The sequence below is a fragment of the Devosia sp. genome, from assembly GCF_039927955.1.
Lineage (GTDB): Bacteria > Pseudomonadota > Alphaproteobacteria > Rhizobiales > Devosiaceae > Devosia.
The window spans coordinates 35,461-59,215 of sequence record NZ_JBDSUA010000059.1; the positions used below are offsets into that span (position 1 = coordinate 35,461).

23 protein-coding genes and 1 tRNA gene are annotated in these 23,755 nt (G+C 61.3%); 14 read left to right on the forward strand and 10 right to left on the reverse strand.

Annotated features, from left to right (window positions below):
• Nucleotides 1-19: 19 nt before the first annotated feature.
• Nucleotides 20-1,216: a methyltransferase gene (locus ABIT12_RS14500; protein ID WP_348040966.1), complete on the forward strand. Its 1,197-nt coding sequence runs from the start codon at nt 20-22 to the stop codon at nt 1,214-1,216.
• On the opposite strand, the gene ABIT12_RS14505 is transcribed toward ABIT12_RS14500, so the two are convergent.
• From ABIT12_RS14505 to ABIT12_RS14520, 4 genes are all read right to left on the reverse strand, one after another.
• Entirely contained in the window at nt 1,213-1,983 is a 771-nt protein-coding gene (locus ABIT12_RS14505; RefSeq protein WP_348040968.1) for a TIM barrel protein, read from the reverse strand. The genes ABIT12_RS14500 and ABIT12_RS14505 overlap by 4 nt on opposite strands.
• Before the next feature lie 371 nt (nt 1,984-2,354).
• A complete protein-coding gene (locus tag ABIT12_RS14510) occupies nt 2,355-3,458 on the reverse strand; it encodes a BMP family ABC transporter substrate-binding protein (protein WP_348040970.1) in 1,104 nt (367 codons plus the stop codon).
• Nucleotides 3,459-3,606: 148 nt separating this feature from the next.
• Entirely contained in the window at nt 3,607-4,275 is a 669-nt protein-coding gene (locus tag ABIT12_RS14515) for a flavin reductase family protein (protein WP_348040972.1), read from the reverse strand.
• The gene (locus tag ABIT12_RS14520; RefSeq protein WP_348040974.1) at nt 4,272-5,012 is read right to left on the reverse strand and encodes a GntR family transcriptional regulator; all 741 of its coding nucleotides are present in this window, start codon (nt 5,010-5,012) and stop codon (nt 4,272-4,274) included. The genes ABIT12_RS14515 and ABIT12_RS14520 overlap by 4 nt, the downstream gene beginning before the upstream one ends.
• A gap of 204 nt (nt 5,013-5,216) precedes the next feature.
• Between ABIT12_RS14520 and ABIT12_RS14525 the strand changes: the two genes are divergently transcribed.
• Genes ABIT12_RS14525 through ABIT12_RS14535 form a run of 3 tightly spaced genes read left to right on the forward strand, consistent with a single transcriptional unit; the run spans nt 5,217 to nt 7,828 of the window.
• Entirely contained in the window at nt 5,217-5,360 is a 144-nt protein-coding gene (locus ABIT12_RS14525) for a hypothetical protein (protein WP_348040976.1), read from the forward strand.
• Complete coding sequence (locus ABIT12_RS14530; RefSeq protein WP_348040978.1) at nt 5,357-6,280, forward strand: urea carboxylase-associated family protein; 924 nt, start codon at nt 5,357-5,359, stop codon at nt 6,278-6,280. Before ABIT12_RS14525 ends, ABIT12_RS14530 begins: the two co-directional genes overlap by 4 nt.
• 3 nt (nt 6,281-6,283) lie before the next feature.
• Nucleotides 6,284-7,828 carry an amidohydrolase family protein gene (locus tag ABIT12_RS14535; protein ID WP_348040980.1) on the forward strand — a complete coding sequence of 515 codons (1,545 nt, stop codon included), beginning with the start codon at nt 6,284-6,286 and terminating at the stop codon, nt 7,826-7,828.
• A gap of 307 nt (nt 7,829-8,135) precedes the next feature.
• Here the strand turns inward: ABIT12_RS14535 and ABIT12_RS14540 are convergent.
• Nucleotides 8,136-8,210, reverse strand: a tRNA-Gly gene (locus ABIT12_RS14540).
• Between the two features lie 188 nt (nt 8,211-8,398).
• Between ABIT12_RS14540 and trxA the strand changes: the two genes are divergently transcribed.
• From trxA to ABIT12_RS14555, 3 genes are read left to right on the forward strand one after another with little or no spacing between them, the layout of a single operon-like run.
• On the forward strand, nt 8,399-9,349 hold the full coding sequence (gene trxA / locus ABIT12_RS14545; protein ID WP_348040982.1) for a thioredoxin: 951 nt from the start codon (nt 8,399-8,401) through the stop codon (nt 9,347-9,349).
• A gap of 10 nt (nt 9,350-9,359) precedes the next feature.
• Nucleotides 9,360-10,028 (forward strand): LON peptidase substrate-binding domain-containing protein, encoded by a 669-nt coding sequence (locus tag ABIT12_RS14550; RefSeq protein WP_348040984.1) that lies wholly within the window; start codon nt 9,360-9,362, stop codon nt 10,026-10,028.
• Nucleotides 10,028-10,270 (forward strand): Trm112 family protein, encoded by a 243-nt coding sequence (locus ABIT12_RS14555; protein ID WP_348040986.1) that lies wholly within the window; start codon nt 10,028-10,030, stop codon nt 10,268-10,270. Before ABIT12_RS14550 ends, ABIT12_RS14555 begins: the two co-directional genes overlap by 1 nt.
• A 12-nt stretch (nt 10,271-10,282) precedes the next feature.
• Here ABIT12_RS14555 and ABIT12_RS14560 read toward each other — a convergent pair whose 3' ends face one another.
• A complete protein-coding gene (locus ABIT12_RS14560) occupies nt 10,283-11,506 on the reverse strand; it encodes an FAD-dependent monooxygenase (RefSeq protein ID WP_348040988.1) in 1,224 nt (407 codons plus the stop codon).
• A 271-nt stretch (nt 11,507-11,777) separates the two neighbouring features.
• On the opposite strand from ABIT12_RS14560, the gene ABIT12_RS14565 reads away from it, so the two are divergent.
• The 3 genes from ABIT12_RS14565 to ABIT12_RS14575 all read left to right on the forward strand — a co-directional run bounded on the left by ABIT12_RS14565 (nt 11,778) and on the right by ABIT12_RS14575 (nt 16,491).
• Nucleotides 11,778-12,116: a P-II family nitrogen regulator gene (locus tag ABIT12_RS14565; protein WP_348040990.1), complete on the forward strand. Its 339-nt coding sequence runs from the start codon at nt 11,778-11,780 to the stop codon at nt 12,114-12,116.
• A gap of 27 nt (nt 12,117-12,143) precedes the next feature.
• Nucleotides 12,144-13,523, forward strand: coding sequence for an ammonium transporter (locus tag ABIT12_RS14570; RefSeq protein ID WP_348040992.1), 1,380 nt, complete (start codon nt 12,144-12,146; stop codon nt 13,521-13,523).
• 301 nt (nt 13,524-13,824) lie between these two features.
• Nucleotides 13,825-16,491, forward strand: coding sequence for a DNA translocase FtsK (locus tag ABIT12_RS14575; protein WP_348040994.1), 2,667 nt, complete (start codon nt 13,825-13,827; stop codon nt 16,489-16,491).
• Here the strand turns inward: ABIT12_RS14575 and ABIT12_RS14580 are convergent.
• Complete coding sequence (locus ABIT12_RS14580) at nt 16,488-16,796, reverse strand: hypothetical protein (protein ID WP_348040996.1); 309 nt, start codon at nt 16,794-16,796, stop codon at nt 16,488-16,490. The genes ABIT12_RS14575 and ABIT12_RS14580 overlap by 4 nt on opposite strands.
• A 138-nt stretch (nt 16,797-16,934) precedes the next feature.
• On the opposite strand from ABIT12_RS14580, the gene ABIT12_RS14585 reads away from it, so the two are divergent.
• Entirely contained in the window at nt 16,935-17,564 is a 630-nt protein-coding gene (locus ABIT12_RS14585) for an outer-membrane lipoprotein carrier protein LolA (protein ID WP_348040998.1), read from the forward strand.
• 87 nt (nt 17,565-17,651) lie between these two features.
• The gene (locus ABIT12_RS14590) at nt 17,652-18,461 is read left to right on the forward strand and encodes an exodeoxyribonuclease III (RefSeq protein WP_348041000.1); all 810 of its coding nucleotides are present in this window, start codon (nt 17,652-17,654) and stop codon (nt 18,459-18,461) included.
• Here ABIT12_RS14590 and ABIT12_RS14595 read toward each other — a convergent pair.
• The 3 genes from ABIT12_RS14595 to ABIT12_RS14605 form a co-directional block, all read right to left on the reverse strand.
• A complete protein-coding gene (locus ABIT12_RS14595) occupies nt 18,458-18,910 on the reverse strand; it encodes a cyclic nucleotide-binding domain-containing protein (protein WP_348041002.1) in 453 nt (150 codons plus the stop codon). The two genes, ABIT12_RS14590 and ABIT12_RS14595, sit on opposite strands and share 4 nt — an antisense overlap.
• Before the next feature lie 93 nt (nt 18,911-19,003).
• A complete protein-coding gene (locus ABIT12_RS14600) occupies nt 19,004-19,687 on the reverse strand; it encodes a response regulator transcription factor (RefSeq protein ID WP_348041004.1) in 684 nt (227 codons plus the stop codon).
• A gap of 125 nt (nt 19,688-19,812) precedes the next feature.
• Nucleotides 19,813-20,496 carry a YggS family pyridoxal phosphate-dependent enzyme gene (locus tag ABIT12_RS14605; RefSeq protein ID WP_348041200.1) on the reverse strand — a complete coding sequence of 228 codons (684 nt, stop codon included), beginning with the start codon at nt 20,494-20,496 and terminating at the stop codon, nt 19,813-19,815.
• A 144-nt stretch (nt 20,497-20,640) separates the two neighbouring features.
• Here ABIT12_RS14605 and leuS point away from each other — a divergent pair, with 144 nt between their 5' ends.
• Both leuS and ABIT12_RS14615 read left to right on the forward strand, forming a co-directional pair.
• On the forward strand, nt 20,641-23,259 hold the full coding sequence (gene leuS / locus ABIT12_RS14610) for a leucine--tRNA ligase (RefSeq protein ID WP_348041006.1): 2,619 nt from the start codon (nt 20,641-20,643) through the stop codon (nt 23,257-23,259).
• Nucleotides 23,246-23,752 carry a hypothetical protein gene (locus ABIT12_RS14615; protein WP_348041011.1) on the forward strand — a complete coding sequence of 169 codons (507 nt, stop codon included), beginning with the start codon at nt 23,246-23,248 and terminating at the stop codon, nt 23,750-23,752. Before leuS ends, ABIT12_RS14615 begins: the two co-directional genes overlap by 14 nt.
• The last annotated feature ends 3 nt before the right edge of the window (nt 23,753-23,755 follow it).

Sequence of the window (23,755 nt, forward strand, 5' to 3'; positions counted from 1 at the left end):
GCAAGCCCCCGGAAATTGCATGACCACCACCACCACCATCACCAGCCTCGGCCAGCGCGCCGAGGGCGTCGCCGAAATCGACGGCGTGCGCGTCTTCGTGCCGCTCGCTTTGCCGGGTGAAGTGGTGGAGATCGAGGCCGAAGGCGATCGCGGCACGCTGCTGTCGGTGCTTGAACCCAGCCCCAACCGCATCGCGCCATTTTGTCCGCATTTTGGCCAGTGCGGCGGTTGCCAGACCCAGCATATGGATCGCCCCACCTATGAGGCGTTCAAGACCGCTCTGGTGCAAACCCCACTGCGCTTTGCCAATATCGATACCGAAATCACCCAGTTCATCGATGCCGGTGGCGCTGGCCGTCGGCGTGCCACGCTGCATGCCCGCAAGGAAGGCGCCGGCTATATGCGGCTGCGCAGCCATCAGGTGCATGATATCGATCATTGCCCGATCCTGGTTCCGGCGCTTGCCCGAGCGCCAGAAATAACCCGCGCCATCCATGAAGCCATTGGCGAAGCCGATGTCAGCTTTACCGCCACCATCACCGGCCTCGATGTCGGGGTACGCACCGAAAAGGCCCGGGCCAGTGCCAAGCGGCTCGAACCGCTGGTCGGCCGCTTCCGCCTGGCCCGGCTGGCGCTCAATGGTGAACTGATCCTGCAGGCCCAGCCCCCGGTCGCCGGCATGGGCAAAGCCAGGGTCGAGCTGCCGATGGGCAGCTTTCTGCAAGCCACGGACGCGGCGCAAAACCTGTTGGCGGATTACGTCGCCGAAGCGCTCAAGGGCGCCAAAACTGTCGCCGACCTGTTCTGCGGCGTCGGCCCGTTTGCGCTGAGGCTAGCCGAGCAGGCCAAGGTCTATGCAGTCGACAGCGACAAGGCCGGCATTCTGGCGCTCGACAAGGCCCGCCGCCACACCTCGGGCCTCAAGCAACTCACTGCCCAATACCGCGACCTGTTCCGCGAACCACTGACGCGCTACGAACTGGCCGATTACGACGCCGTGGTGCTCGACCCGCCCCGTGCCGGTGCTGAGGCCCAAGTCAAAGAGCTGGCCGCCTCCAAAGTCAAGACCGTGGCCATGATCGCCTGCGACGCCCGGACTTTCGCCCGCGACGCCGCCATCCTCATCGCTGGCGGCTATACGCTCGCCGACCTGCGGGCCGTGGACCAGTTCGTCCACTCCACCCATATCGAGATTGCCTCGACCTTCAGGCGCTAGCGCACCAACTCGCGCCGCGTCTGCTCAAGACTGGCAAGTGTTGGCCCCACCGGCACATATTCCAGCCCGACGCGGCCCGAATAGCCATTGGCAAACAGCCATTCCAGCGCCTCGGCCAGCGGCAGCTCGCCAGTGCCGGGCTGATGCCGGCCGGGGTGGTCGGCCACATGGATATGAGCCACCCGATCAACTCGGCCTGCCAGCACGTCCTGGGTTTTCTCGCCCATCACCATGGAATGATAAAGGTCGTACAAAATGGCGATTTCATCGGGCCGATTGACCGCATCGATAATGTCGAGAGCCTCGACGGTCGAGTGCAGATAATAGCCCTGGTGATCGACGAGCGTGTTGAGCGGCTCCAGCGCCAGCTTGACGCCGCTTCCGCGCAGCACATCGGCGGCGCGACCGAGGCACGATTCGATGGCTGCCCGCTGCTCCGCGCGGCTGCGCCCCGGCAGGTCGTCGCCTGCCTGCGCAATCAACACCTTGGCGCCCAGCCGCTGGGCCACCTTGATGCTCTTTTCCAGCCCCTCCAGAAACCCTGAATGCCGCGCCGGATCAGTCAGCGGCACCATCGGTTCGGCAACCAGCCCCGACAGCGGCAGTCCCGTGGCCTTGATAGCAATCTCGATGGCGTCGACATCCTTGTCGATCCAGCGCCAGAATTCGAACGCCGCCACCCCGGCATCGCGCGCCATGCCGATGCGCCGCACAAAATTGGGGCTTTCGGCAACGAACAGCATTTCAATACAGGCGGAAAATTGCATGGCAAATCTCACTCGACGCAATGGGTAAAACTGGCGCGATGGGATGCCGATTTGCGCCAAATGGCAACCACAGAGGAGGCGCCCCGGGCCACCCCGACGCCGTCCGCTGACAGCAGAGGTAACAGGTTGGCGCAGTGCCATCGTTCCGGGTGACCGGTAGATCGCCAACACTGCTGGAAATCTCCGTGTCGAGATTATCGATAAGCGCCCCATGATGGCGCTGGCCCATCGAGGCCAGAACCGGGTTTTGCGGGGTGTGGAAGGGTCGGCGCCATGACCAGGCCCATGGCATCATCAGACGCCTGCGGCATCGAGTTCAGGCCCATCATGCAAGGCGGATCGCCGGCATAAACCGGCGATCCGCATCGTGCTTAGGTGATCGAGCCGATGACGCCTTCGACAAGATAGTCGGTGCCCCAGAGCGCGCCGTCATAAAGGCCGAGCGTGCCTTCGATCACTACCTTGCCTTTATTGTCCTTGATCGGGCCAACAAAGATTGGTGCGCCCGCCTTGGTTTCGGCAATGGCGGCGGTTGCGGCAGCGATCGCTGCCTCGGTAGCGCCGGCCCCAAAGGCCGTAGAGCCAACCATGTCCTTGTCGTAGCCACCCTCATTGACGTTGGGCAGTGGCTCACCCGCCGCGATCAGTTTGGCATATTGGGTATAGACCGTGCCCCATTTCAGTTCGGCGCCGGTGATGAAACCCTTGGGCGCCAAACCCGATTGATCGGCATTGTGGCCACAGGTCTTGATGCCGCGCGCCTCCGCAGTCTCGACGATCACTTTGGGGCTATCGACATGGCAGGCGATGACGTCGCAACCGGCATCGATCAGCGCGTTGGCGGCCTCTGCCTCGCGGACCGGCAGGCTCCATTCGCCGGTGATGATCAATCGCACTTCGGCGGCTGGATTGACCTTTTTCACGCCGACTGTGAAGGCATTGACGTTGCGCAGCACCAGGGCAATCGGCTTGGCGGCAATGAACCCGATCTTGTTGGTCGTGGTGGAAAGCCCGGCGGCAATGCCGTTGATGTAGTGGCCCTGGTCCAGGTAGCAAAAATAGCCGCCCAGATTGATCGGGTCGGTATCCTTGTTCCACAACGAGGTCGGGTGGCGGAACTGCACCTCGGGGTGCTTTTTGGCCGCTTCGATCATGAAGGGGTTGAAATAGCCGAACGACGTCGGGAACAGCAGGCTTGCCCCGTCCAGGTTGATCATCGATTCCATCGTCTGGGCGACGGCGTCGGTTTCGGGAACGTTTTCCTCTTCGACCACGGTTACGTCGGGCAGCGCCTTGAGCGCGGCGGCACCAACGGCATGCGACTGGTTCCAGCCAAAATCGCCGACTGGACCGACATAGATCATGCCGATGGTCAGCGGACCGGCAGCCTGCGCTTTCATCCCGCTGGCCAGCAGCAGTGACCCGGCGGCAGCGCCGCCAAGGAAGGTTCGGCGAGAGATAGAAAGTCTGGACATGGTTGCACCCCTTTTGTCCGTGCCCGCCAATCGGACACAAATTTGCAGTACGGGAACCGCCATGGCGAAACCCGGTTCGATCGGCGCCCAATGGACGCCGCGACGGCAGATCAGGATAACGCCAGCCAGTTGGCCGGATGCGGACGCCCTAGCCCGCGGTTTCAGCGAGGGACGCGCTTTGCTTACGGCCCTCCCATTGCTCGACGCTCATGGTCTTGATGTCGAATTGGTCGCGCGTACGCGCATAACTGTGGCCCCCGAGGCGCCCAATGGCGTCCATGCCGTGTTGGTCGACATGAAGGGTTTCGGGGTTGACCAGATCCGCCCGGATATGAATGCCGAGCACCTCGCCCAGGATGATCTCGCGGGCCTTGCCCACTTCGAGCGTCATGTAGCGCCGGCATTCCAGCGCCGCCGGTGCTGAAACAATACGCGGGCTTTTGACGGCCCGCCCGGGCACCGTTTCGAGGTCGGCCTCCGCCAGTTCGTCCACCCCGGGCCCGAACTTGATGGCACAGATTTCCATCTGGGCCGCCAGCGCATCGTCAACGATGTGGACGGTGAACTCCCCGGTGTCGCGGATATTGCGCGAGGTGTCCTTCATCCGCCCGTCTTCGTAATTCTCGACCCCGATGGCAACGATCGCCGGGTCGTGCGTCAGCACGTTGAAGAAGCTGAACGGCCCGGCATTGCGTTGGCCATCCTTGCTCAGTGTGGTGATGAAGGCGATCGGCCGCGGGATCACCGTGCCGATCAGCAGCTTGTAGCGCTGCTTGGCAGTCAGGTCAGCGAAATTGAAATGGGCGTGGCCGCTCATTTGCCGCGCACCTTGCGGGTCAGCGGAATTGCGGTCTCGCGGGCGGTGATGGCCCCAGCATAGCGGGCCAGCACGTCGCCAAGGGCCGGGCGGTTATCCTCATCCTGGCCGGTGATGGCGCGGGCTTCGACTGCACCCATGTGATGGGCCATGATGGCCACGGCCCTGTCGGCGTCGCCGGACCGCAACGCAGCGATAATGTGGGCATGCTCATCGGCGCCACCATCATGCTGATGTGGCCGACCGAACACGGCCAGGATCAGCGAACACCGGGTCACCAGTTCGGCCATGTATTTTTCGATCACCGCATTGCCGCTGAGCTTGGCGAGGCGAATATGGAACTCACCGGCCAGTCGTCCCCACACATGCTCTTCGCCGCGCTCGCGCGCCGCATCTTCTTCGCGCACCAGACCTTCAAGCTCGGCGCCGAATGCGGGCTTCCAACGCTTGATTACCAAGCGCACCACCTCGGCTTCCAGCGCCCGCCTTGTCTCGAACACGTCGCGGGCCTCGGCGAGCGTCGGCAGCGCGACCGTCGCGGTGCGCTTGGGCTGGGCATCGACCAGCCCCTCCGATTGCAAGCGGGCCAGAACTGCTCGTACCAGGGTCCGGCTCATCGAAAAATGGGCGCCGATCTCGTCCTCAGGCAGCCTGGTGCCGGGCTGGAGCGCGCGCTCGAGAATCGCCTGCTTCAGCGCTTCATGGGCGATCTCGATACGGGGAGACGGTCTGGACATGCAAGCCTCAGCTTTGTTGTACACATTGATGCATACAAGAATTTAGGAAGCAAGTGGCCAAATAGTCCGAAAGCCCCCGAAAATATTCATATTTCGCAGCGCCTTACGTCAAACCACGCCTGTTGCATAGCTGGCATGCAGGTTTTTGCCTCCTCGACTCGCCATTCATGTATACAATTTATGTATCCAATACGGAGGCTGGCGATGCCGACACGCACCGTTGTGCTCAAGCTCAACCAACAACAACTCGAACTCCTTGATCGTACCATTGGCGGCGGTGCTGCTCCTGATCGGGTCAGCTTGATCAAGCTCGCCTTGCGCGAATATGCAGAAAGGCACGGCAAATGAGGACGGTTCTTACCGAACGCAGGCTCGAGCCGGGCACCGGCAAGGCCATCGAACTGCTTGCTGGCCAAATCCTGCGTATCGAGCAGGTCGAAGGCGGGCAGTGCGTCGATTTCAACGCTTTCAACTTGCACGACTACAAAGAATTCATGCATTGCGGCCGCACTCGCACGGTGCATGGCTTCAATCCCAGCCAAGGCATGTTCCTCTGGTCACAGCCGCCGCGCGAGCGGGCGATGCTCTACATTCTTGCGGACACCTATGGTCGCAACGACGTGCTGTTTCCGCGCTGCTCGGGCTACCTCTACGAGAGCGCCTATGGTTTTGACGCGCATACCAATTGCCACGATATCCAGGCCGAGGCGCAGCGCGAATATGGGCTGACGCCCGACGACGTTCATGACAGCTTCAACCTGTTCATGAATACCGAAGTGAGCATGGATGGCCGCGCTACGATCACGCGCCAGACCAGCCAGGCAGGCGACTATATCGACCTGCTGGCCCTGGTCGATACCCTGGCCGTACCCAATGTGTGCGGTGCCGACATCATGCGCACGTCCAATTTCGGGCTAAAGCCGATCCAGATCACCATCTTCGAGGCGACTGCCGAGGATCTCGACGCCGTGCCGAAGACGCCCATCCTCAGGAGCCAGCGCACGCCCGCCGATTTCCGCCAACCGACGATCAAGGCCGACCGCGAACTGCGGCGCGACACCGCCTATCGTCCCCAGTTCACCAATGTGCCGATCATCCATCAGCCCATTGCCATCGACTTGAGCGCCGAAGAAGCGGCCCTGTTCGACGCCGTCAAACTTCCCCAGTATGGCGACGATGACGCCCAGGCCCTGCGTGATATCGTGTTTACCTGGTGGGAAGAGCGCTACCTGACGGGAGCCAGCGGCGCGCCGGCGATCGGAGACTGACCCATGAGCATTGGCGCCGATTGCCTGATCGAAGCCGGCGCCATTCTCACCGGCGTCGATGCGGGAGGTGATTTCGCCACCCTCAGCGATTGCACCATCCGCGTAGCCGACGGCAGCATCGCCGAGATCGGCAGCGGGACCGCCCTGCGCGCGCACTACCCGGGCCTGCCGTGTTACGGCGGCCCGGGCATGATCGCCATGCCTGGCATGGTCAATGGTCACCATCATTCCGGCATCACCCCGCTGATGCATGGCGTGCCCTTTGCGCCGCTCGAATTTTGGTTGCCGCGCTTTCGGACCCAGCGCCGTGTGCCGCTCCGCCTCGATACGCTCTACTCCGCAATTGAAATGCTCGAGAGCGGCACGACGACCGTCCATCACATCCATGGCGGCGTTTCAGGACCTCGAGAAAGCTGGAACCAGACTGCTGACAGCGTGCTCTCGGCCTACGGCGAAATCGGCATGCGCGCCGGTTTTTCCTTCATGATCCGTGACCGTAACCGCTTGACCTATGAGGACGATGCCACCCTGCTGGCGGCGCTCCCCAGCGACGCGGCCGAATGGCTGGGCGCGCAATTGCGCGCCGAGGCCATCCCGGTAACCGAACTCATGGCGTTCTACTCAGATCTTTCCAGACGCTGGGGCGGCTCGGATCTGATCCGGCTAAACCTGGCGCCCGCCAACCTGCACTGGTGCAGCGACGAAGCGTTGGGCCTGATCTTTGACACCGCCCGCACCGCCGGCGCCCAGATCCACATGCATCTGCTCGAAACGGAGCGGCAGGCGCAATTCGCATTGGCACGCACCGGAAGCAGCGCCGTCGCCCATCTCCATCATCTGGGTTGCCTTGGCCCCAACGTCACATTGGGCCATGGCAACTGGCTGAGCCGTGATGACATGGACCTGCTGGCCGAGCATCATTGCACCATCTGCCACAATGCTAGTTCCGGCCTGCGGCTGGGCAGCGGCATCGCGCCCATCAACAGCATGCTGGAACGCGGTCTTCGTGTTGCGCTGGGCATCGACCAGTCCGGCATCAACGATGATCGTGACATGCTGGCCGAGATCAAGCTGGTCTGGGCGCTGCATCGCGAAACCGGCCTGTGGAACCAGCGCGCGTCGGCGCCACAAATTCTGCGGATGGCCACCGAGCACGGCGCCATGACCGCCGGCTTCGGCGATCGTATCGGGCGGCTCGACGTCGGCCGCGCCGCCGATATCGTCCTGCTCGATCGTGCCGAAGTCGAAAGGCCAGCGGTCGATCCGCGCACGCCCCTCGTCGATACCCTCCTGATGCGGGCCAAAAGCGGCGCGGTACGAGACGTCTTCGTCGCCGGAAGGCAGGTGGTGGCCAACGGTCGGGTCACTGGCATCGACCGCGACGGGGTAATGGCCGAAATCGCTGCAGAAATGCAGCGGCCGTTGACCGGCGCCGAGGCCCTGGCGGCAGCCATGATCGATACGGTTCTACCAGCGATAATGCAGCAGCATCGGGAGTCCGTTGTCGATACCTGGAAGCCCTACCGATACAACGGCATGGCCGACTAGCGCCCAAACAGCGTCGCAAAGGTCCACCGTTCGCCCTTCGAACCGGCCAGAAGCGCGACGAACGGCATCAACAGGACCACTCGTCCAGGGTTCCACCTGGCCTGCTCGCGCGATCTCTGCGTCAGGATGCGGCCGGTGACCGCCCAATGTCCAATATTGGACACAAAACGGCAGCCTTACTCTTGCTTGACCATGGCTTGTCGGGCAAATCCGGGCGCGTCGGCACTGCCCACCTGCCCTGCCGAAACGACAAAGGGCCAGGCGATTGCCTGACCCTTTGGTCGGTATTCCCTGGGTAGGGAGATTTTGGAGCGGGCGAAGGGATTCGAACCCTCGACCCTAACCTTGGCAAGGTTATGCTCTACCCCTGAGCTACACCCGCACTCCATGTCCGCCACCGATGCCTTGGCACCGCTGCGACGCGCGCCTATATGCCTAATCACTGACATGATTGCAACCCAAAATCCGCAACCTGTTTTCGATACACCCGCAAGGGCTTGTCACCGCGCCTGTTTGGGGCGCAGAAAGAGCCCGCAATTCCTCGGATAACCAGCCTCAAGGGCCTGCTTTATGACTTTTGAATTGAATGGCGCCGCCACCCCATCTCCTGCCGCAGTTCCTGTTGGCGCCTTGATCAAGGATTCTTCAGACCAGGGTTTCAAGACAGATGTGATCGACGCTTCGCTGGAAACCCCGGTTCTGGTGGATTTCTGGGCCCCCTGGTGTGGTCCCTGCCGCGCGCTGACCCCTGCTTTGGAAAAAGTGGTCAATGAAAAGGCCGGCAAGATCCGCCTGATCAAGATCAACATCGACGAAAACCCCCAGATTGCCGGCCAGCTTGGCATTCAGTCGATCCCGGCCGTGTTCGCCTTCTCTGGCGGTCGTCCGGTCGATGGCTTCATGGGCGCCATGCCTGAAGGTGAAGTGCGCCGCTTTGCCGACAAGGTGATTGCCGGTGTACCTGCCGCCGCGCCGGAAACCGATTCGATGGAAGCCCAGATCGGCAATGCAATCGCTGCCGCGCACGAAGCGTTGACCGCTGGCGATCTGGGTCGCGCCGCGCAGATTTTTGGCATGGTGCTGCAGCACGAACCGGAAAATGTCGTGTCCCTGCTCGGGCTGACCAAGGTCTATCTGGCCGCCGGCGAAGTCGAACAGGCATCGACGACACTCGACCTGATACCGGAGGCCGAGCGCAAGGGCGTCGATTACACGGCGACCCTCAGCTCCATCCGTCTGCTGACCGAAGCCGCCGGCCTTTCGGAAACCGACACCCTGCGCGCCGCGCTGGACACCAATCCCGACGACCATCAGGCCCGTTTCGATCTGGCTGTCGTGCTCAATGCCGAGGGGGAAAAGGTCGAGGCCGCCGAAGCCCTCGTGGCCTTGATGAAACGCGACCGCGCCTGGAATGATGATGGTGCCCGCAAGAAACTGATCGAACTGTTCGACGCCTGGGGTCCGAAGGACCCTGCAACCATCAAGGGCCGCCGCCTGCTTTCGGCGGTTTTGTTCTCCTGAGGAGGCCATGATGCTCCAGCGCCCCACGTCACCTGCCGACCTGCCCAAATCCGTTCCGGTCTTTCCCTTGACCGGAGCGCTCCTGCTGCCGTTTTCACATCGCCCGCTCAATATCTTCGAGCCGCGCTACATTGAGATGGTCGATGCCGCGTTGCGCACCAACCGGTTGATCGGTCTGATCCAGCCTGAAGACACTGCCGAGGAATCGCCCAAGGGTCGCAGTCCGCTGCAAAGGATTGGCTGTGTCGGCCGGCTGAGCCATTTCGAGGAAAACAGCGAGGGGCGCTATTTCATCATCCTGGAAGGCATAACCCGTTTCCGGCTGACCTCTGAACTGACCGTGATGACGCCTTATCGCCAGTGCCTGATTTCCGCCGAGGATTTTTCCTCGGATTTTCAGCGCACCTATGGCGAAGAAAAGGTCGACCGCGACCGCTTCGTCAAAATGATGCGCGACTATGCCGAGTTTGCCAATTTCGAGCTGAACTGGGACGAAATCGAGCGGACTGGCACCGCAGACCTGATCAACTTCTGCTGCATGGTCTCGCCCTACGGAGCAGCCGAAAAGCAGGTGCTGCTGGAGGCCCAGACACTGGAGGAACGCGCCGAAACCCTGATCGCCATGACCGAGGTGGAAATGGCGCGCGGCGGCGAAGGCCACCCATCCCCGCTCAACTGATGACCGAACCACGCTACATTCTCGACGTCAAAACGCTCGAAATGCTGGTCTGTCCGTTGACCAAGACCCGGCTGACCCTGTCCGCCGACAAATCCGAGCTGATCTCGATTGCCGGGCGGCTGGCCTTTCCGATCATCAAGGGTGTGCCCTTGCTCAGCCTCGAGGAAGCCCGCCCGGTGGAGCCTGATGAGCTGAAGCGACTGCCCGAGCTGCAGGCGCGGATGCCGGATCGCAATCTTTGAGCTGGCGCGAGCCTAGATCGGCAAACCACTCAATAGACGCGGCCCGTTTCCGGATAGCCCTGCCGCGCTGCGAATCATGAAGTCCTTGACCGGGCCGGATCGGTCGACCAACCCCAAGCCGATGTCGCGCAGTGCCCGAACCGGCGCCACATCGTTGGAAAACAGCCGGTTCATCCCATCGGTGACCATGGCCATCATGCTGGTATCAAGTCGCCGCCAGGCCTGATAGCGCGCCAGCACATCGGCGCTGCCATGATCGAGCCCCAGCCGGATCATGCCGATCACCACTTCGCTGAGCGCAGCAACGTCCTTCAGACCCAGATTGAGACCCTGGCCGGCAATCGGATGCACCACATGCGCAGCGTCTCCGATCAGCGCCAGCCGTGGTCCCACCAGATCGCGAGCAATCTGCAGCCGCAGCGGAAAGCTCTGAACTTTTTCCTCGATCTGCACTGCCCCGAGGGTGGAGCCCATCACCGCTTCGATTTCCAGCGCCAGCGCCTCTGGCGCCAGGCCAACCAGACGCGCCGCCTCGAGCGTGCTTTCAGTCCAGACCAGAGAAGATCGGTTGCCCTTCAGGGGCAAGCTGGCAAATGGTCCGGCCGGCCGGAAATGTTCGTAGGCCGCCCCGTCATGGGGCAGTTGATGAGCAATGGTGGTGACAATGCCGCTCTGCCGGTAATCGTGGCCAACCACGCCAATGCCCGCCATGCCGCGCAGGCTCGATTGCGCCCCATCGGCAGCGACGACCAATCCGGCGGTCAAGCGACGCCCATCCTTGAGCGTCAGGGTCGCCTGGGCGCCCTCACCGGAAAAGCCGACGATCTCGACAGGCGCAATGACCTCAATCTTGCCGGTCACCGCATCGAGCAGTGCCTGGGTCATCGCGCGGTTGGGCACCATATGGGCAAAGGCTTCGCCGGGCACCACGTCACCCTCGAATTTCAGAAACAGCGGGCGGGCAATATCACCCATCCCCGAATCCGTAAGCTTCATCGCCCGGATCGGCTGAGCCTCGTCCGCCATGGCATTCCACACATCCAGAGCCTCAAAGACCCGGCGCACACCGGCCGCCAGCGCCGAGGCACGGCTATCCTGGGGCACGCTCATGGGTCGCCGATCGACCAGCCCGATCCGGATACCGTGAGCGAATCGCGTCAAGCTCAGCGCCATCGTCAGCCCCGCCGGCCCGCCACCTACGATCAACACGTCGAACCGGTCTGGATTGGCTGTCATCGGCAATGCTCCTCCACCGCCCATTTCAGCGCTTGCCGACACCTTGGCAAGGGCGCCAAACGTCGCGCCGAATAATGCCGTTAATTTGTCCAAACGAGGTCGGTTTTGCACAAATTATGTGCATATTTTGTTCGACTGTTTAGCGGCAATCGGTGAGAATTTGTTAAAACCTTGTTTTCAAGGCATAATTTAGCCCCCGTCACAGTTGGCACGGCTCTTGAGTCTAAAATGGGCATTCCAGAGCAATGCGCAAAGTCGCAAAGGGGCAAACATGAAACTGGTGATAGCGATTATCAAGCCGTCACGCCTCGAAGAGGTTCGCCAGGCACTTAATTCCCTCGATGTTCACGGCATGACCGTGACTGAGGTAAAGGGCTACGGCCGCCAAAAGGGGCATTCTGAAATTTATCGCGGCACCGAGTATGCCGTACACTTTCTGCCCAAGCTGAAGGTGGAAATCGCCGTGGACGACTCCTTGAGCGACGCCGTGGCAACAGCTATTCGCGACAGTGCCCAGACAGGCCGCATCGGCGATGGCAAGATCTTTATCCTTGATCTGCTCGCCGTCACCCGCATTCGCACCGGTGAAACCGGCGCAGCCGCTCTGTAAGCGCGCATCCCCAATCGGAGATACAAAATGACAGGTCTAAAGACGTCAAAAATAGTGGGTGGTGCGCTGCTCGCGTCCCTGGCGCTGGCGCTGCCAGCCTTTGCCCAAGATGCCGCTGCCCCGGCGGCCGATGCTGCCGCCGCCGTGGTCGACACCGTCAATAAAGGCGACACCGCCTGGATGCTGGTTTCGACCGCTCTGGTCATCGTCATGACCATTCCGGGCCTGGCTCTGTTCTACGGCGGCCTGGTCCGCGGCAAGAACATGCTGTCGGTGCTGATGCAGGTGCTGTCCGGTTTTTCGATGATCGCGCTGCTCTGGGTCATCTACGGCTATAGCCTGGCATTCAACGGCGCCACCGAAGGCGGCATTTCCGCATTCATCGGCGATTTCTCCCGGCTGTTCCTGGTAGGTGTCGATCCCAGTACGCTTGCCGCGACCTTCACGGCTGGCGTGAAAATCCCGGAGCTGACATTCGTCATCTTCCAGCTCACCTTCGCCGCCATCACCCCGGCGCTGATTGTTGGCGCCATTGCCGAACGCATGAAGTTCGGCGCCGTGATGCTGTTCATCGCGCTGTGGTTCACCTTCTCCTACCTGCCGATCGCCCACATGGTCTGGTACAGCGGCGGCTATCTGTTCAAGCTCGGCGCCTATGACTTTGCTGGCGGTACCGTTGTGCATATCAATGCCGGTGTTGCTGGTCTTGTTGCTGCCATCGTTCTGGGGCCGCGCATCGGCTTCATGAAGGAACCGATCCCGCCACATAATCTGACCTTCACCTATATCGGCGCCTGCCTGCTGTGGTTCGGCTGGTTCGGTTTCAACGCTGGCTCCAATCTTGAAGCCAACGGTTTGACGGCCCAGGCTTTCCTCAACACCATCACTGCTCCTGCTGCGGCAGCCATTGCCTGGGCAATCGCTGAAAAGTTCACCCGTGGTCATGCTTCGCTCCTCGGCGCAGCTTCGGGTGCTGTTGCCGGCCTCGTCGCCATCACCCCGGCAGCAGGCTTTGCCGGCTCCATGGGTGCCATCGTGCTTGGCGCCGTCGCTGGCCTGGTCTGCCTGTGGGCCGTCGTGACCCTCAAGCCGATGTTCAAGTATGACGACTCGCTTGACGTGTTCGGCGTACACGGCGTTGGCGGTATCGTCGGCGCCCTGGGGACTGCCATCGTGGCGGCTCCCTCGCTTGGCGGCTTCGCCCTGGGCGATCCGGCTGCCTACTCGATCGGTAGCCAGTTCCTGATCCAGCTGCAGGCAGTGGTCATCGCCGTGGTCTGGTCGGGCGTGGTTACCTTCGTTGCCCTGATGATCGTCAAGGCAGTGTTTGGCGGTCTGCGGGTCACCGAAAGCGCCGAAAGCGATGGTCTCGACCTCGCGACCCATGGCGAGCGCGCCTACAACTAAATCCAAGTTCCCGGACGGCGAGCCTCCCTCGCCGTCCGGTCTCTCGACAGCCGGTTGGTCGTCGCGTGCAGCTCGTGTTCCTCTTGGCCCGCCACAGAGGCTTCCCACTCGCAAACCGCATGGGCTGCACCCCACATCCAACGCGCCAGAGCGTTAGAATACCCAAGGCCCACCGCTTCCCCGGTGGGCCTTTTTATCGTCGTCTTACCGATGGTTAGCACCAGATTAACCCCACCCTTTTAGCATGGAGACAAATTGGGCCTGCGATCCCCGAGGCCCCTGCCAAAGATTTGTTGCATCCATGCCGACACATCCCACGCCCGTCCTCGACGAAGTGCGCTCCGCTCCGGCCCGCGCTGCCCGGCCTTTCATTGCCGGTAAGCCCAAAGCTGCCAACCCGGGGACTGCCAGCACCACCATCGCTATCCGCATTCCGTTGCGCCTGGTCGGCATGGTGTTGCTGGGTGCGGTAGCCATCTGCCTGGCAGCGCTGGCTTCATGGTCGGTCGATGATCCAAGCTTTTCCTATGCGACGGCCAAGATTCCGGCCAATTGGCTGGGCTTTCCGGGCTCAGCTATCGCCGATCTGCTGTTCCAGCTGTTTGGTCTGGGCAGCCTGGCGCTGCTGTTGCCGCCCGCCGTCTGGGGCTGGGCCCTCGCCCGCCGCCGCGTGCCCACCGCCATCGGTTTCCGGTTCCTCGCCTGGCTGGCCTCGACCGTGCTGGCCACCGGCGTCCTGTCCTTCATTGCCATGCCGGCTACCTGGCCATTGCCCACCGGCCTTGGCGGCCTCACCGGGTCACTGTTCACCAATCTGGCTGGGATGATCACCGGCTCCAGCCCACAGGCCGTTACAGCAGTGCTATTTGCCATCATCATCGCGGCGCCGGCTTTGGCGCTGTACTGGCTGGCGCTCGGGCTTGGTTCGACCATTTCCGTAGTTCCCGAGACACCCGCTCAAGCCAAAAAGCGCGTCGCCCGCGAAGCCGAAGATATGGCTGAGCCCGAGACCAACCCGATCCTTGATATCGCCATCGGCGCGGTGGTCCATATGGGCTATTCGCTGCGCACCGCCATTCGACGCGGTTTTTCCAGCTATCGCGAAAAACGCGCTGCCGAGGCGGCCCCAATCCACAATGACTTTGAGCCCGAACTCGACAGCCGCCGCGAACCGGCGCTGACCCCCACACCGCGCCGGATCAATGTCGCTCCACGGCCCGAGCAGACGGCTGAGCCCGACTATGACGATGCCGAAATCGATTATCCCGAAGAGCCGGAATATGATGACATTCCATTTGTCGCTGATCCGACGCCGCCAGCGCCCACCAATCATCGCCAGCAGGGCGATTCGCGCTTCAATCCCGAGCCGCGCGGCGTAACGCCCCGGGTTTCTGCCCCCGCGCCACGCCCGGTGCAAGGAACCCGTGTGATTCGCGAAGCCCAGGGCTCGCTGCTCGATGAACCAGGTGGCTTCGAATTGCCGTCGCTGGCGCTGCTGGCAGAGCCCAAGCCCCGCGGTGTTTCGCACGAGCATCGCCCCGAACATCTCGAGGAAATGGCCCGTCGCCTTGAAGGCGTGCTGGAAGACTTTGGCGTCAAGGGTGACATTATCAACGTCCGCCCCGGCCCGGTCGTCACCCTTTATGAACTGGAGCCGGCCCCCGGCATCAAATCCAGCCGCGTGATTTCACTGGCCGACGATATTGCCCGCTCGATGAGCGCGATTTCTGCTCGTGTCGCCGTCGTGCCCGGGCGCAATGCCATCGGTATCGAACTGCCCAACGAAAACCGCGAAACCGTGTATTTCCGCGAAATGCTGGCTTCCTCCGATTTCGAGAAGATGAAGGGCAAGCTGCCAATCTGCCTTGGCAAGACCATTGGCGGCGAACCCGTGATCGCCGATCTGGCACGCATGCCGCATCTGCTGATCGCCGGCACCACGGGCTCGGGTAAATCCGTGGGTATCAATACCTTCATCCTCAGCCTGCTCTACCAGATGACCCCAGAGCAGTGCCGCATGATCATGATCGATCCCAAGATGCTCGAGCTCAGCATCTATGATGGCATCCCGCATCTGCTCACCCCGGTTGTGACCGACCCGCAAAAGGCCGTCGTGGCGCTCAAATGGGCGGTGCGCGAGATGGAAGATCGCTATCGCAAGATGAGCAAGATCGGCGTCCGCAATATTGACGGCTTCAACCAGCGCGTCACCGAATCCAAGGCCGAAGGCAAGATCATCACCCGCACGGTGCAAACCGGCTTCAACCGCGAAACCGGCGAAGCAATCTTTGAAAGCGAAGAATTCCACCTCGAGCCGCTGCCCTATATCGTCGTCATCGTCGACGAAATGGCCGACCTGATGATGGTTGCCGGCAAGGACATCGAAGGCGCCATCCAGCGCCTCGCGCAGATGGCCCGCGCCGCCGGCATCCACATCATCACCGCCACCCAGCGCCCGTCGGTCGACGTCATCACCGGCACCATCAAGGCCAACTTCCCCACCCGTATCTCGTTCATGGTCACATCCAAGATCGACAGCCGCACCATTCTGGGCGAGCAGGGCGCCGAACAGCTGCTCGGCAACGGCGACATGCTCTACATGGCCAGCGGCGGGCGCACCAAGCGCCTGCACGGCCCCTTCGTGTCCGATGCCGAAGTGGAAGCCGTGGTCGCCCATCTCAAGACCCAGGGCTCGCCTGACTATCTCGATTCGATCACCGAGGAAGACGACGAAGGCGGGGAAGCCGCGATGCCGGGCGACGACTATTCCGGGTCCGGGGACGAGCTTTACGACAAGGCCGTCAATGTGGTGCTGCAGGACAAGAAGGTTTCGACCTCCTATATCCAGCGCCGCCTGGCGATCGGCTACAACAAGGCCGCCACCCTGATCGAGCGCATGGAACAGGAAGGCGTCATCTCGCAGGCCAATCATGCCGGCAAACGCGAAATCCTGGTCGGCAACGACTAGTTACAAATCAACTTCCCGGGCTGCAGGACAAATTCCCGCGGCCCGGCCCAGCCAGCCTCGTGGGCAGTATTGGCGTCCGCCAGCGTCACATCAATGTGGCAGGAACCGCCAGTCACGCGGTACAGGTCTTTGCCGACGTATTCGAGCTTGTCGATCGGGTTAGCAAAGCCGAACGCCTCGACAATCCGGCCATCGTTTAGAATTGCCTCCAGCTCTGCCAACCGCTCGTATTGCGGCGCCATCAGCGCCATTGCTGGGGTTGCGGAGAGAGCAGCAAGCACGGCGACGGCAAAAACCAGACGCATTGTAATTCCCCTATCGCACTCATCTGGCAGAAAATCCCCCATCCTGCCAATCGTCTCGCGCGGCGATGCAACCTGCTGTTGCCGCAATTCGTTTCTAGGTTAGTTTGCACCAGACGACACAGCCAGGGACCACAGCCCATGATTCGCCGCGATGCCGTTTTGTTGGGCCTGACTGCCCTGTTTGCCAGCGCCACATCCGGCTTTGCGCTCGACCGTGCCCTGACCCCGCAGGAACAGCAGCTGATCCTGGATATCAGCACCTACAATTCCGCCATCCGCACCATGGTCGGTCGCTTCCTACAAATCGATACGGAAGGCACAAGGATCGAAGGCACCTTCTATCTCGAACGGCCCAACAAGATCCGCTTCCGCTACAATCCACCCAGCCACGAAGAAATTGTCTCCAACGGCAAGGGCTTTTACGTGCTCGATCGGGCCGAGAAGACCTATTATGCCTATCCGCAGGACTCGATCCCGCTGCGCCAGTTTCTGGGCGACCAGATCGATTTCAACAAGACCAACGTCATCGATGTGGTCTCGTCCGATAGCTATCTGACCATCACCATCACTGACGAAACCGTGGCCGGCACCGTTGAAGTGTCGCTGGCGTTCGACATTGCCACCAAGGATCTGGCGCAATGGAGCTTGGTGCAGCCCAATGGCCAGGAGCTGACCTTCTCGCTCTATGACGTGGAAAAAGGCGTGGCCATACCACCCGCCTTCTTCGGTATCGACGCCACCTACGAGTCGGTCAAAACGCCCAGTTAGATGGGCGACGCGACGCGCTATTTCCGGCTTTACGCCATGGCGCAACCTCGGCCATAAAGAACGTCCCTCCGACGTTCAGGCCAATTCATGTCCGTTTCGTTTGCCACCTGGAATATCAATTCGGTTCGCCTGCGCCTGCCCATGGTGCTGGATTTCCTGACCAAATTCAGCCCCGATGTGCTGATGCTGCAGGAAATCAAATGCACCAACGATCAGTTCCCCACCAATGATTTCCGGGACGCTGGCTACCCCTATCAGGCCGTCCACGGCCAGAAGGGCTATCATGGGGTGGCAATCGTCAGCAAATTCCCGCTGACCGATATTTCCAGCCGCGTGTTCTGCGAAATTCCCGAATCACGCCACGTCTCGGCGCTGCTCGATTTCGGCCGTGGTCCGCTCACGGTGCATAATTTCTATATCCCGGCCGGTGGCGACGAACCCGATCCGGAGATCAACCCCAAATTCAAGCACAAGCTGGGGTTCCTCGCCGAACTCACCGACTGGTTTGCCCATCCCGACTTCACCGGCGACCATCTGATCGCCGGCGATTTCAACGTCGCCCCGCATGAAAACGACGTCTGGAGCCACAAGCAATTGCTCAAGATTGTCAGCCATACCCCGGTTGAAACCGAGGCCCTCAACGCACTGCTGGCGGGCGGGCGCGGTTGGGTTGATCTGGTGCGCAAGCATATCCCGAACGATCAGAAGCTGTATTCCTGGTGGAGCTATCGCAGCGCCGATTGGGAAAGCGCCAATAAGGGTCGACGCCTCGACCACATCTGGTCCACCAGCGGCATTGGCCAATTCAGTTCAGGGGCTGAAATCATCAAACCCGCCCGCGGTTGGACCGAGAAACCCTCCGACCACGTCCCGGTGATCGTGCGGTTTGAGGTCTAGAGCCGCATCTTGCCGCGAACCGGCTCCAGCGCGCCAAGGTAGGTTTCGAGCTCGGTCTGGATGCGCGCCGCCGCGCGTTCGGCAAGATCTGGAGATTGCTGGCAAAGCTTGAGAAAGGCCGCGCGGGGCACGAACAGCGTCTCGCAATCAATCACCGCGGTAATGGTGATGGGCCGCGGTTTGGACAGGATCAGCGAGATCGCAGAGACGACGCTGCCAGGTTCACTGATCGCCGCAGATTTACTCGCCTTGTCGTTTGGCTTGACCTTGAGCGTGCCGGCGATCAGCACATGGGCACCCAGCGGCGGATCACCCGCCTTATAGATGATGTCATCGGGGTCAAAGCGACGCCGCTCGCTGGAAAACGCCAGCAGGCGTTTTTGCTCGTCATCGCAGATCGTGAAGAACTCGGCATACGAGAGTACCGCAGCCGCATCGTCTAACCGCATTCGGCCCCACACCAGAAGAGCGCAGCTTATGCCACGCCCGTCATTCTATAGGGCATTTGTTAGCCCGGACTGAACGGAAATTTCGTCGGCCGATCAGGGAACGAGCCGATATCCACCCTCTTCCGTCACCAGAAGACGGGCATTGGACGGATCGCGCTCAATTTTCTGGCGCAGGCGGTAGATGTGGGTTTCCAGCGTATGGGTGGTGACGCGGTTGTTGTAGCCCCAGACTTCCTTGAGCAACACGTCGCGGGTGATGGTCTTAGGCCCCTGGCGATACAGGTATTTGAGGATCGAGGTTTCCTTGTCGGTCAACCGCACCTTGCCGCCATCATTGGCTTCCATCAGCTTGGCGGCTGGCTGGAAGGCGTAATGGCCGATGGTAAAGACCACGTCCTCGCTCTGATCATGCTGGCGCAACGCCGCATTGATCCGTGCCAGCAACACGGGATAGCGGAATGGCTTGGTCAGATAGTCATTGGCGCCTGATTCGAGGCCCTTGATCTCGTCGGCATCGCTGTCATGGCCAGTCAGCATCAGGATCGGGCTCTTGAAACCCTCTCCACGCAAGACTTTAACCGCCTCGCGGCCGTCCATATCGGGCAGGCCAACGTCGAGAATCATCAGGTCGATGTGGCTGGATCGGACCGCCTTGAGCGCATCATTGGCGCTCCCAGCTTCCACAATCTCGAATTCGCGTTCCTGTTTGAGCTGATCGACCAAGGTCTGGCGCAGGTCGGCATCATCATCGACCAGCAGAATACGACGCTTGTTCATTGTTCTCTCCGGACGCTAGGGCTGCCGTTGTTCCGATCACACTATTGCGACCGGTTTTGGGTTACCCCATCACAACCGCGTTATTGCTTCAGCAACGGAGCAGCGGCGCAGAAAGTTGCATGCGTTCAAACAATTGCGGCGCGCTGACCAAAAATTGCCGACCCAACGCGCACGTCAGTTGCTCCCATGGCGATGGCAGTTTCGTAATCGCCGCTCATCCCCATGGACAAGCGTTCCACACCCGCCTGCTTTGCCAACACTGCCAGCAGCGCAAAGTATGGCCCAGCCGGTTGCCCGTCGGGCGGGATGCACATCAGGCCAACGATATCGAGGCGGTGCTGGTCGCGGCAGTGGTTGACAAAGCTCACCGCTTCACCGATCGCAATACCGCTCTTTTGAGCCTCTCCGCCGATATTGACCTGCACAAAGCAGGGTAGTTCCCGTCCCGCCCTGTCCATCTCGTCGCGCAATACCGCAGCGAGCTTTTCCCGGTCCAGGGTCTGGATGCAGTCGAACAGCGCGATGGCCTCGCGCGCCTTGTTGGTCTGCAATGGTCCGATCAGATGCAGCTCGATGCCGTCGAACTGTTCCCGCAGGCTCGGCCACTTGTCCTTGGCCTCCTGCACCCGGTTTTCTCCGAAGACGCGCTGCCCCGCGACCAGAAATGGCCGCAACGCCTCAGTCGGAACGGTTTTGGAGACGGCCACCAGCCGCACCGCTTCAGCCGGCGGGCCAAACCGCTGCTGCGCCCGCGCGATGCTCTGGCGGACGGCATCGAGGCGTTCTGCTGGCTCGTTTGGCGGCTGCACCACGGTTTTGACCTGTTCCTGTTGACCTTAAAGGGGTTTTCTGATGATGGTCCGGTAACCAAAATCCCGGTAAAAGGCAAGCAAACGCGGCGCTCCGAGCCGCCCGTTCCGCCCCTTATTGCATGGCTTCAAGGAATAAGAGCAGTGAGCGCTGAACGCTACAATCCGCGTGAAATGGAACCGCATTGGCAAAAGGTCTGGGACCAGAACCAGTCCTTCGTCAGCTCCAATGACGATCCGCGCGAGCGCTATTATGTGCTTGAAATGTTTCCCTATCCCTCGGGCCGCATCCATATGGGGCACGTCCGCAATTATTCGATGGGCGACGTCGTGGCGCGCTATCACCGCGCCCGCGGCAAGAATGTGCTGCATCCCATGGGCTGGGACGCCTTCGGCCTGCCCGCTGAAAACGCCGCCATCGAGCGCAAGACCCATCCGGGCACCTGGACCCGCCAGAACATCGGCGCGATGAAGGCCCAGCTCAAATCCATGGGGCTGGCCATCGACTGGACCCGTGAAATCGCCACCTGCGAGCCGGAATATTACCAGCACCAGCAGGCGCTGTTCATCGACATGCTGGCCGCCGACCTGATCACCCGCAAGAAGTCCAAGGTGAACTGGGACCCGGTCGACATGACCGTTCTGGCCAATGAACAGGTCATCGACGGCAAGGGCTGGCGCTCCGGTGCCCCGGTTGAGCAGCGCGAGCTGACCCAATGGTTCTTCAAGATTTCCGACTATGCCGAGGATCTGCTCGACGGGCTGGACGGACTGACCGAATGGCCGGAAAAAGTGCGGCTGATGCAGCGCAACTGGATCGGCAAGTCCGAAGGCATGCGCCTGCTGTTTGAATTGACCGGCGCGCAACAGACCAGCGCGACCAGCATTGATGTGTTCACCACCCGCCCCGATACCATTTTCGGCGCGTCATTCATTGCGCTGTCCCCAGACCATCAATTGACCGGCGAACTGGCGCTGAACAATCCGGCTTTGACCGCCTTCGTTGCCGAATGCCACCAGCTTGGCACCGCCACCGAAGCCCTGGAAAAGGCGGAGAAGAAGGGGCTGTTCACCGGTCTTCACGTGAAACATCCGGTGATCGAGGGCGCGACCCTGCCGGTTTACGTCGCCAACTTCGTGTTGATGGAATACGGCACCGGTGCCATTTTCGGCTGCCCCGCCCATGACCAGCGCGACCTGGATTTTGCCCGCAAGTACGATCTGCCTGTGGTGCCTGTTGTTTTGCCGCCTGGCGTCGATGCCGACACTTTTACCGTGACCAACGACGCCTATGTGGATGGCGGCACCATTTTCAATTCGGGCTTCCTGACCGGCCTCACCATCGACGCCGCCAAACAACAGGTCGCCGAGTATTTCGGTGCACGCCGGGTCGACGGCCAGGCGCAGGGCAAGGTCGAAGTCAACTACCGCCTGCGCGACTGGGGCATTTCGCGCCAGCGCTATTGGGGCTGCCCGATCCCGGTCATCCATTGCGAAGTCTGCGGCACCATTGCCGTGCCCAAGAAAGACTTGCCGGTCGTCCTGCCCGAGGACGTGAGCTTTGATAGGCCCGGCAACGCACTTGACCATCACCCGACCTGGAAGCACGTCAATTGCCATCAGTGCGGCGGCGCCGCGACGCGCGAAACCGACACCATGGATACCTTCGTCGACAGCTCCTGGTATTTCGCTCGCTTTACCGCGCCCAATGCCAAGACCCCGACCGATCCGAAAGCCGCCAATGAATGGCTGCCGGTGGATCAGTATATCGGCGGCGTCGAGCACGCGATTCTGCACCTGCTCTATTCGCGCTTCTTCACCCGCGCCATGAAGGCAACTGGCCATGTTGCCATGAACGAGCCGTTCAAAGGCCTGTTCACCCAAGGCATGGTGACCCACGAGACCTACAAGTCCGCCGAAGGCGACTGGGTGCCGCCAACTGACATCGTGCTGGAGACTTTTGGCGAAGGCCGGCGCGCCAAGCACTTCAAAACCGGCCAGCCGATCACCATCGGCTCGGTCGAAAAGATGAGCAAGTCCAAGAAGAACGTCGTCGATCCGGACGAAATCGTCGCCACTTACGGCGCCGATACCGCCCGCTGGTTCATGCTCTCGGACTCACCCCCGGAACGCGACGTGCAATGGACCGAATCCGGTGTCGAAGGCGCCAGCCGGTTCCAGCAGCGCATCTGGCGGCTGGTCGGTGAAACGATCGAGATTGTCAAACAATCTGCCGCAATTGCGGTTGTTTCAGACGACAGTGAGGCCGTTGCGCTGCGCAAGGTCGCTCACCGCGCGGTACACCAGATTTCCGGCGACATCGAGGGCCTGCGCTTTAACCGTGCCGTAGCCCAGATCTACGAGTTGACCAACGCACTGGTGCGGACGGCCGGGATCGCTGCGGCTGCTCCGGCCTCGCGGATCGCAGCCCTCACCGATGGTGTGGAGCGCCTGATCCAGTTGCTCGCGCCGATGATGCCCCATCTGGCCGAGACCTGCTGGCAGGCGCTGGGCAAATCCGGTCTGGTGGCCGATGCGCCATGGCCTTCGGTTGATCCAGCCATGCTGGTCGATGACGAGGTCATCATCCCCATCCAGGTCAACGGCAAGCGACGCGGCGAGATCACCGTGCCCAAGGGGACACCTGTAGCCGAGATCGAGCGCCAGGTCTTGTCTATGGAGGTGATTGCCCGCATGCTGGACGGCAACCCGCCCAAGAAATTGGTCATCGTTCCGGACAGGATCGTCAATGTCGTTATCTAAGCGCCTGCTGTCATTGAGTTTTCGGGGTCTGTTCGTTCTTGTTGCCCCGTTGCTGGTGGCCTGCACGCTGACGCCGGTCTATAGTGAAAACAGCGCCGCGAAGGCGAACCTGCAGCTGGCCTATGCCCAACCGGTCAATCGGCTCGAGCAGATTGTCTATCAGGATTTGGCTTTCCGCTTGGGCGGCAGCGATTCGGAAACCGCTGTTTTAGCGTCGGTTTCCGTCGTGAGCAGCATTCGTGCCGTGGCAGCATCGACCACGGTCAATCCCAATAAGCCCTATGACGTCACGCTCACCGGAACATTGACGCTTACCGTCCGTGACGGATCAAACGCTGAGCCCATCACCCTCATCCGCCGCGCCACGGCCAGCTATACCCAGAACGGTCAGGTTGGGGCCGACGCATCCGCTGAAATTGGTGCGACGGAACAGGCGGCGCATGCGCTGGCCGAATCGCTGCGCCTCGCGGTGCTGGCCACGATGTCTCGCTAGGCG

Excerpts from the sequence above, each read along its gene's own strand:
- trxA (WP_348040982.1), top strand. The coding sequence starts at position 8,399 with ATGACTTTTGAATTGAATGGCGCCGCCACCCCATCTCCTGCCGCAGTT.
- ABIT12_RS14580 (WP_348040996.1), bottom strand. The coding sequence starts at position 16,796 with ATGCGTCTGGTTTTTGCCGTCGCCGTGCTTGCTGCTCTCTCCGCAACC.
- ABIT12_RS14585 (WP_348040998.1), top strand. The coding sequence starts at position 16,935 with ATGATTCGCCGCGATGCCGTTTTGTTGGGCCTGACTGCCCTGTTTGCC.
- ABIT12_RS14535 (WP_348040980.1), top strand. The coding sequence starts at position 6,284 with ATGAGCATTGGCGCCGATTGCCTGATCGAAGCCGGCGCCATTCTCACC.
- ABIT12_RS14595 (WP_348041002.1), bottom strand. The coding sequence starts at position 18,910 with ATGCGGTTAGACGATGCGGCTGCGGTACTCTCGTATGCCGAGTTCTTC.
- ABIT12_RS14555 (WP_348040986.1), top strand. The coding sequence starts at position 10,028 with ATGACCGAACCACGCTACATTCTCGACGTCAAAACGCTCGAAATGCTG.
- ABIT12_RS14550 (WP_348040984.1), top strand. The coding sequence starts at position 9,360 with ATGCTCCAGCGCCCCACGTCACCTGCCGACCTGCCCAAATCCGTTCCG.
- ABIT12_RS14575 (WP_348040994.1), top strand. The coding sequence starts at position 13,825 with ATGCCGACACATCCCACGCCCGTCCTCGACGAAGTGCGCTCCGCTCCG.
- ABIT12_RS14565 (WP_348040990.1), top strand. The coding sequence starts at position 11,778 with ATGAAACTGGTGATAGCGATTATCAAGCCGTCACGCCTCGAAGAGGTT.
- ABIT12_RS14520 (WP_348040974.1), bottom strand. The coding sequence starts at position 5,012 with ATGTCCAGACCGTCTCCCCGTATCGAGATCGCCCATGAAGCGCTGAAG.
- ABIT12_RS14530 (WP_348040978.1), top strand. The coding sequence starts at position 5,357 with ATGAGGACGGTTCTTACCGAACGCAGGCTCGAGCCGGGCACCGGCAAG.
- ABIT12_RS14600 (WP_348041004.1), bottom strand. The coding sequence starts at position 19,687 with ATGAACAAGCGTCGTATTCTGCTGGTCGATGATGATGCCGACCTGCGC.
- ABIT12_RS14505 (WP_348040968.1), bottom strand. The coding sequence starts at position 1,983 with ATGCAATTTTCCGCCTGTATTGAAATGCTGTTCGTTGCCGAAAGCCCC.
- ABIT12_RS14510 (WP_348040970.1), bottom strand. The coding sequence starts at position 3,458 with ATGTCCAGACTTTCTATCTCTCGCCGAACCTTCCTTGGCGGCGCTGCC.
- ABIT12_RS14525 (WP_348040976.1), top strand. The coding sequence starts at position 5,217 with ATGCCGACACGCACCGTTGTGCTCAAGCTCAACCAACAACAACTCGAA.
- ABIT12_RS14590 (WP_348041000.1), top strand. The coding sequence starts at position 17,652 with ATGTCCGTTTCGTTTGCCACCTGGAATATCAATTCGGTTCGCCTGCGC.
- ABIT12_RS14500 (WP_348040966.1), top strand. The coding sequence starts at position 20 with ATGACCACCACCACCACCATCACCAGCCTCGGCCAGCGCGCCGAGGGC.
- ABIT12_RS14570 (WP_348040992.1), top strand. The coding sequence starts at position 12,144 with ATGACAGGTCTAAAGACGTCAAAAATAGTGGGTGGTGCGCTGCTCGCG.
- ABIT12_RS14515 (WP_348040972.1), bottom strand. The coding sequence starts at position 4,275 with ATGAGCGGCCACGCCCATTTCAATTTCGCTGACCTGACTGCCAAGCAG.
- ABIT12_RS14615 (WP_348041011.1), top strand. The coding sequence starts at position 23,246 with ATGTCGTTATCTAAGCGCCTGCTGTCATTGAGTTTTCGGGGTCTGTTC.
- ABIT12_RS14560 (WP_348040988.1), bottom strand. The coding sequence starts at position 11,506 with ATGACAGCCAATCCAGACCGGTTCGACGTGTTGATCGTAGGTGGCGGG.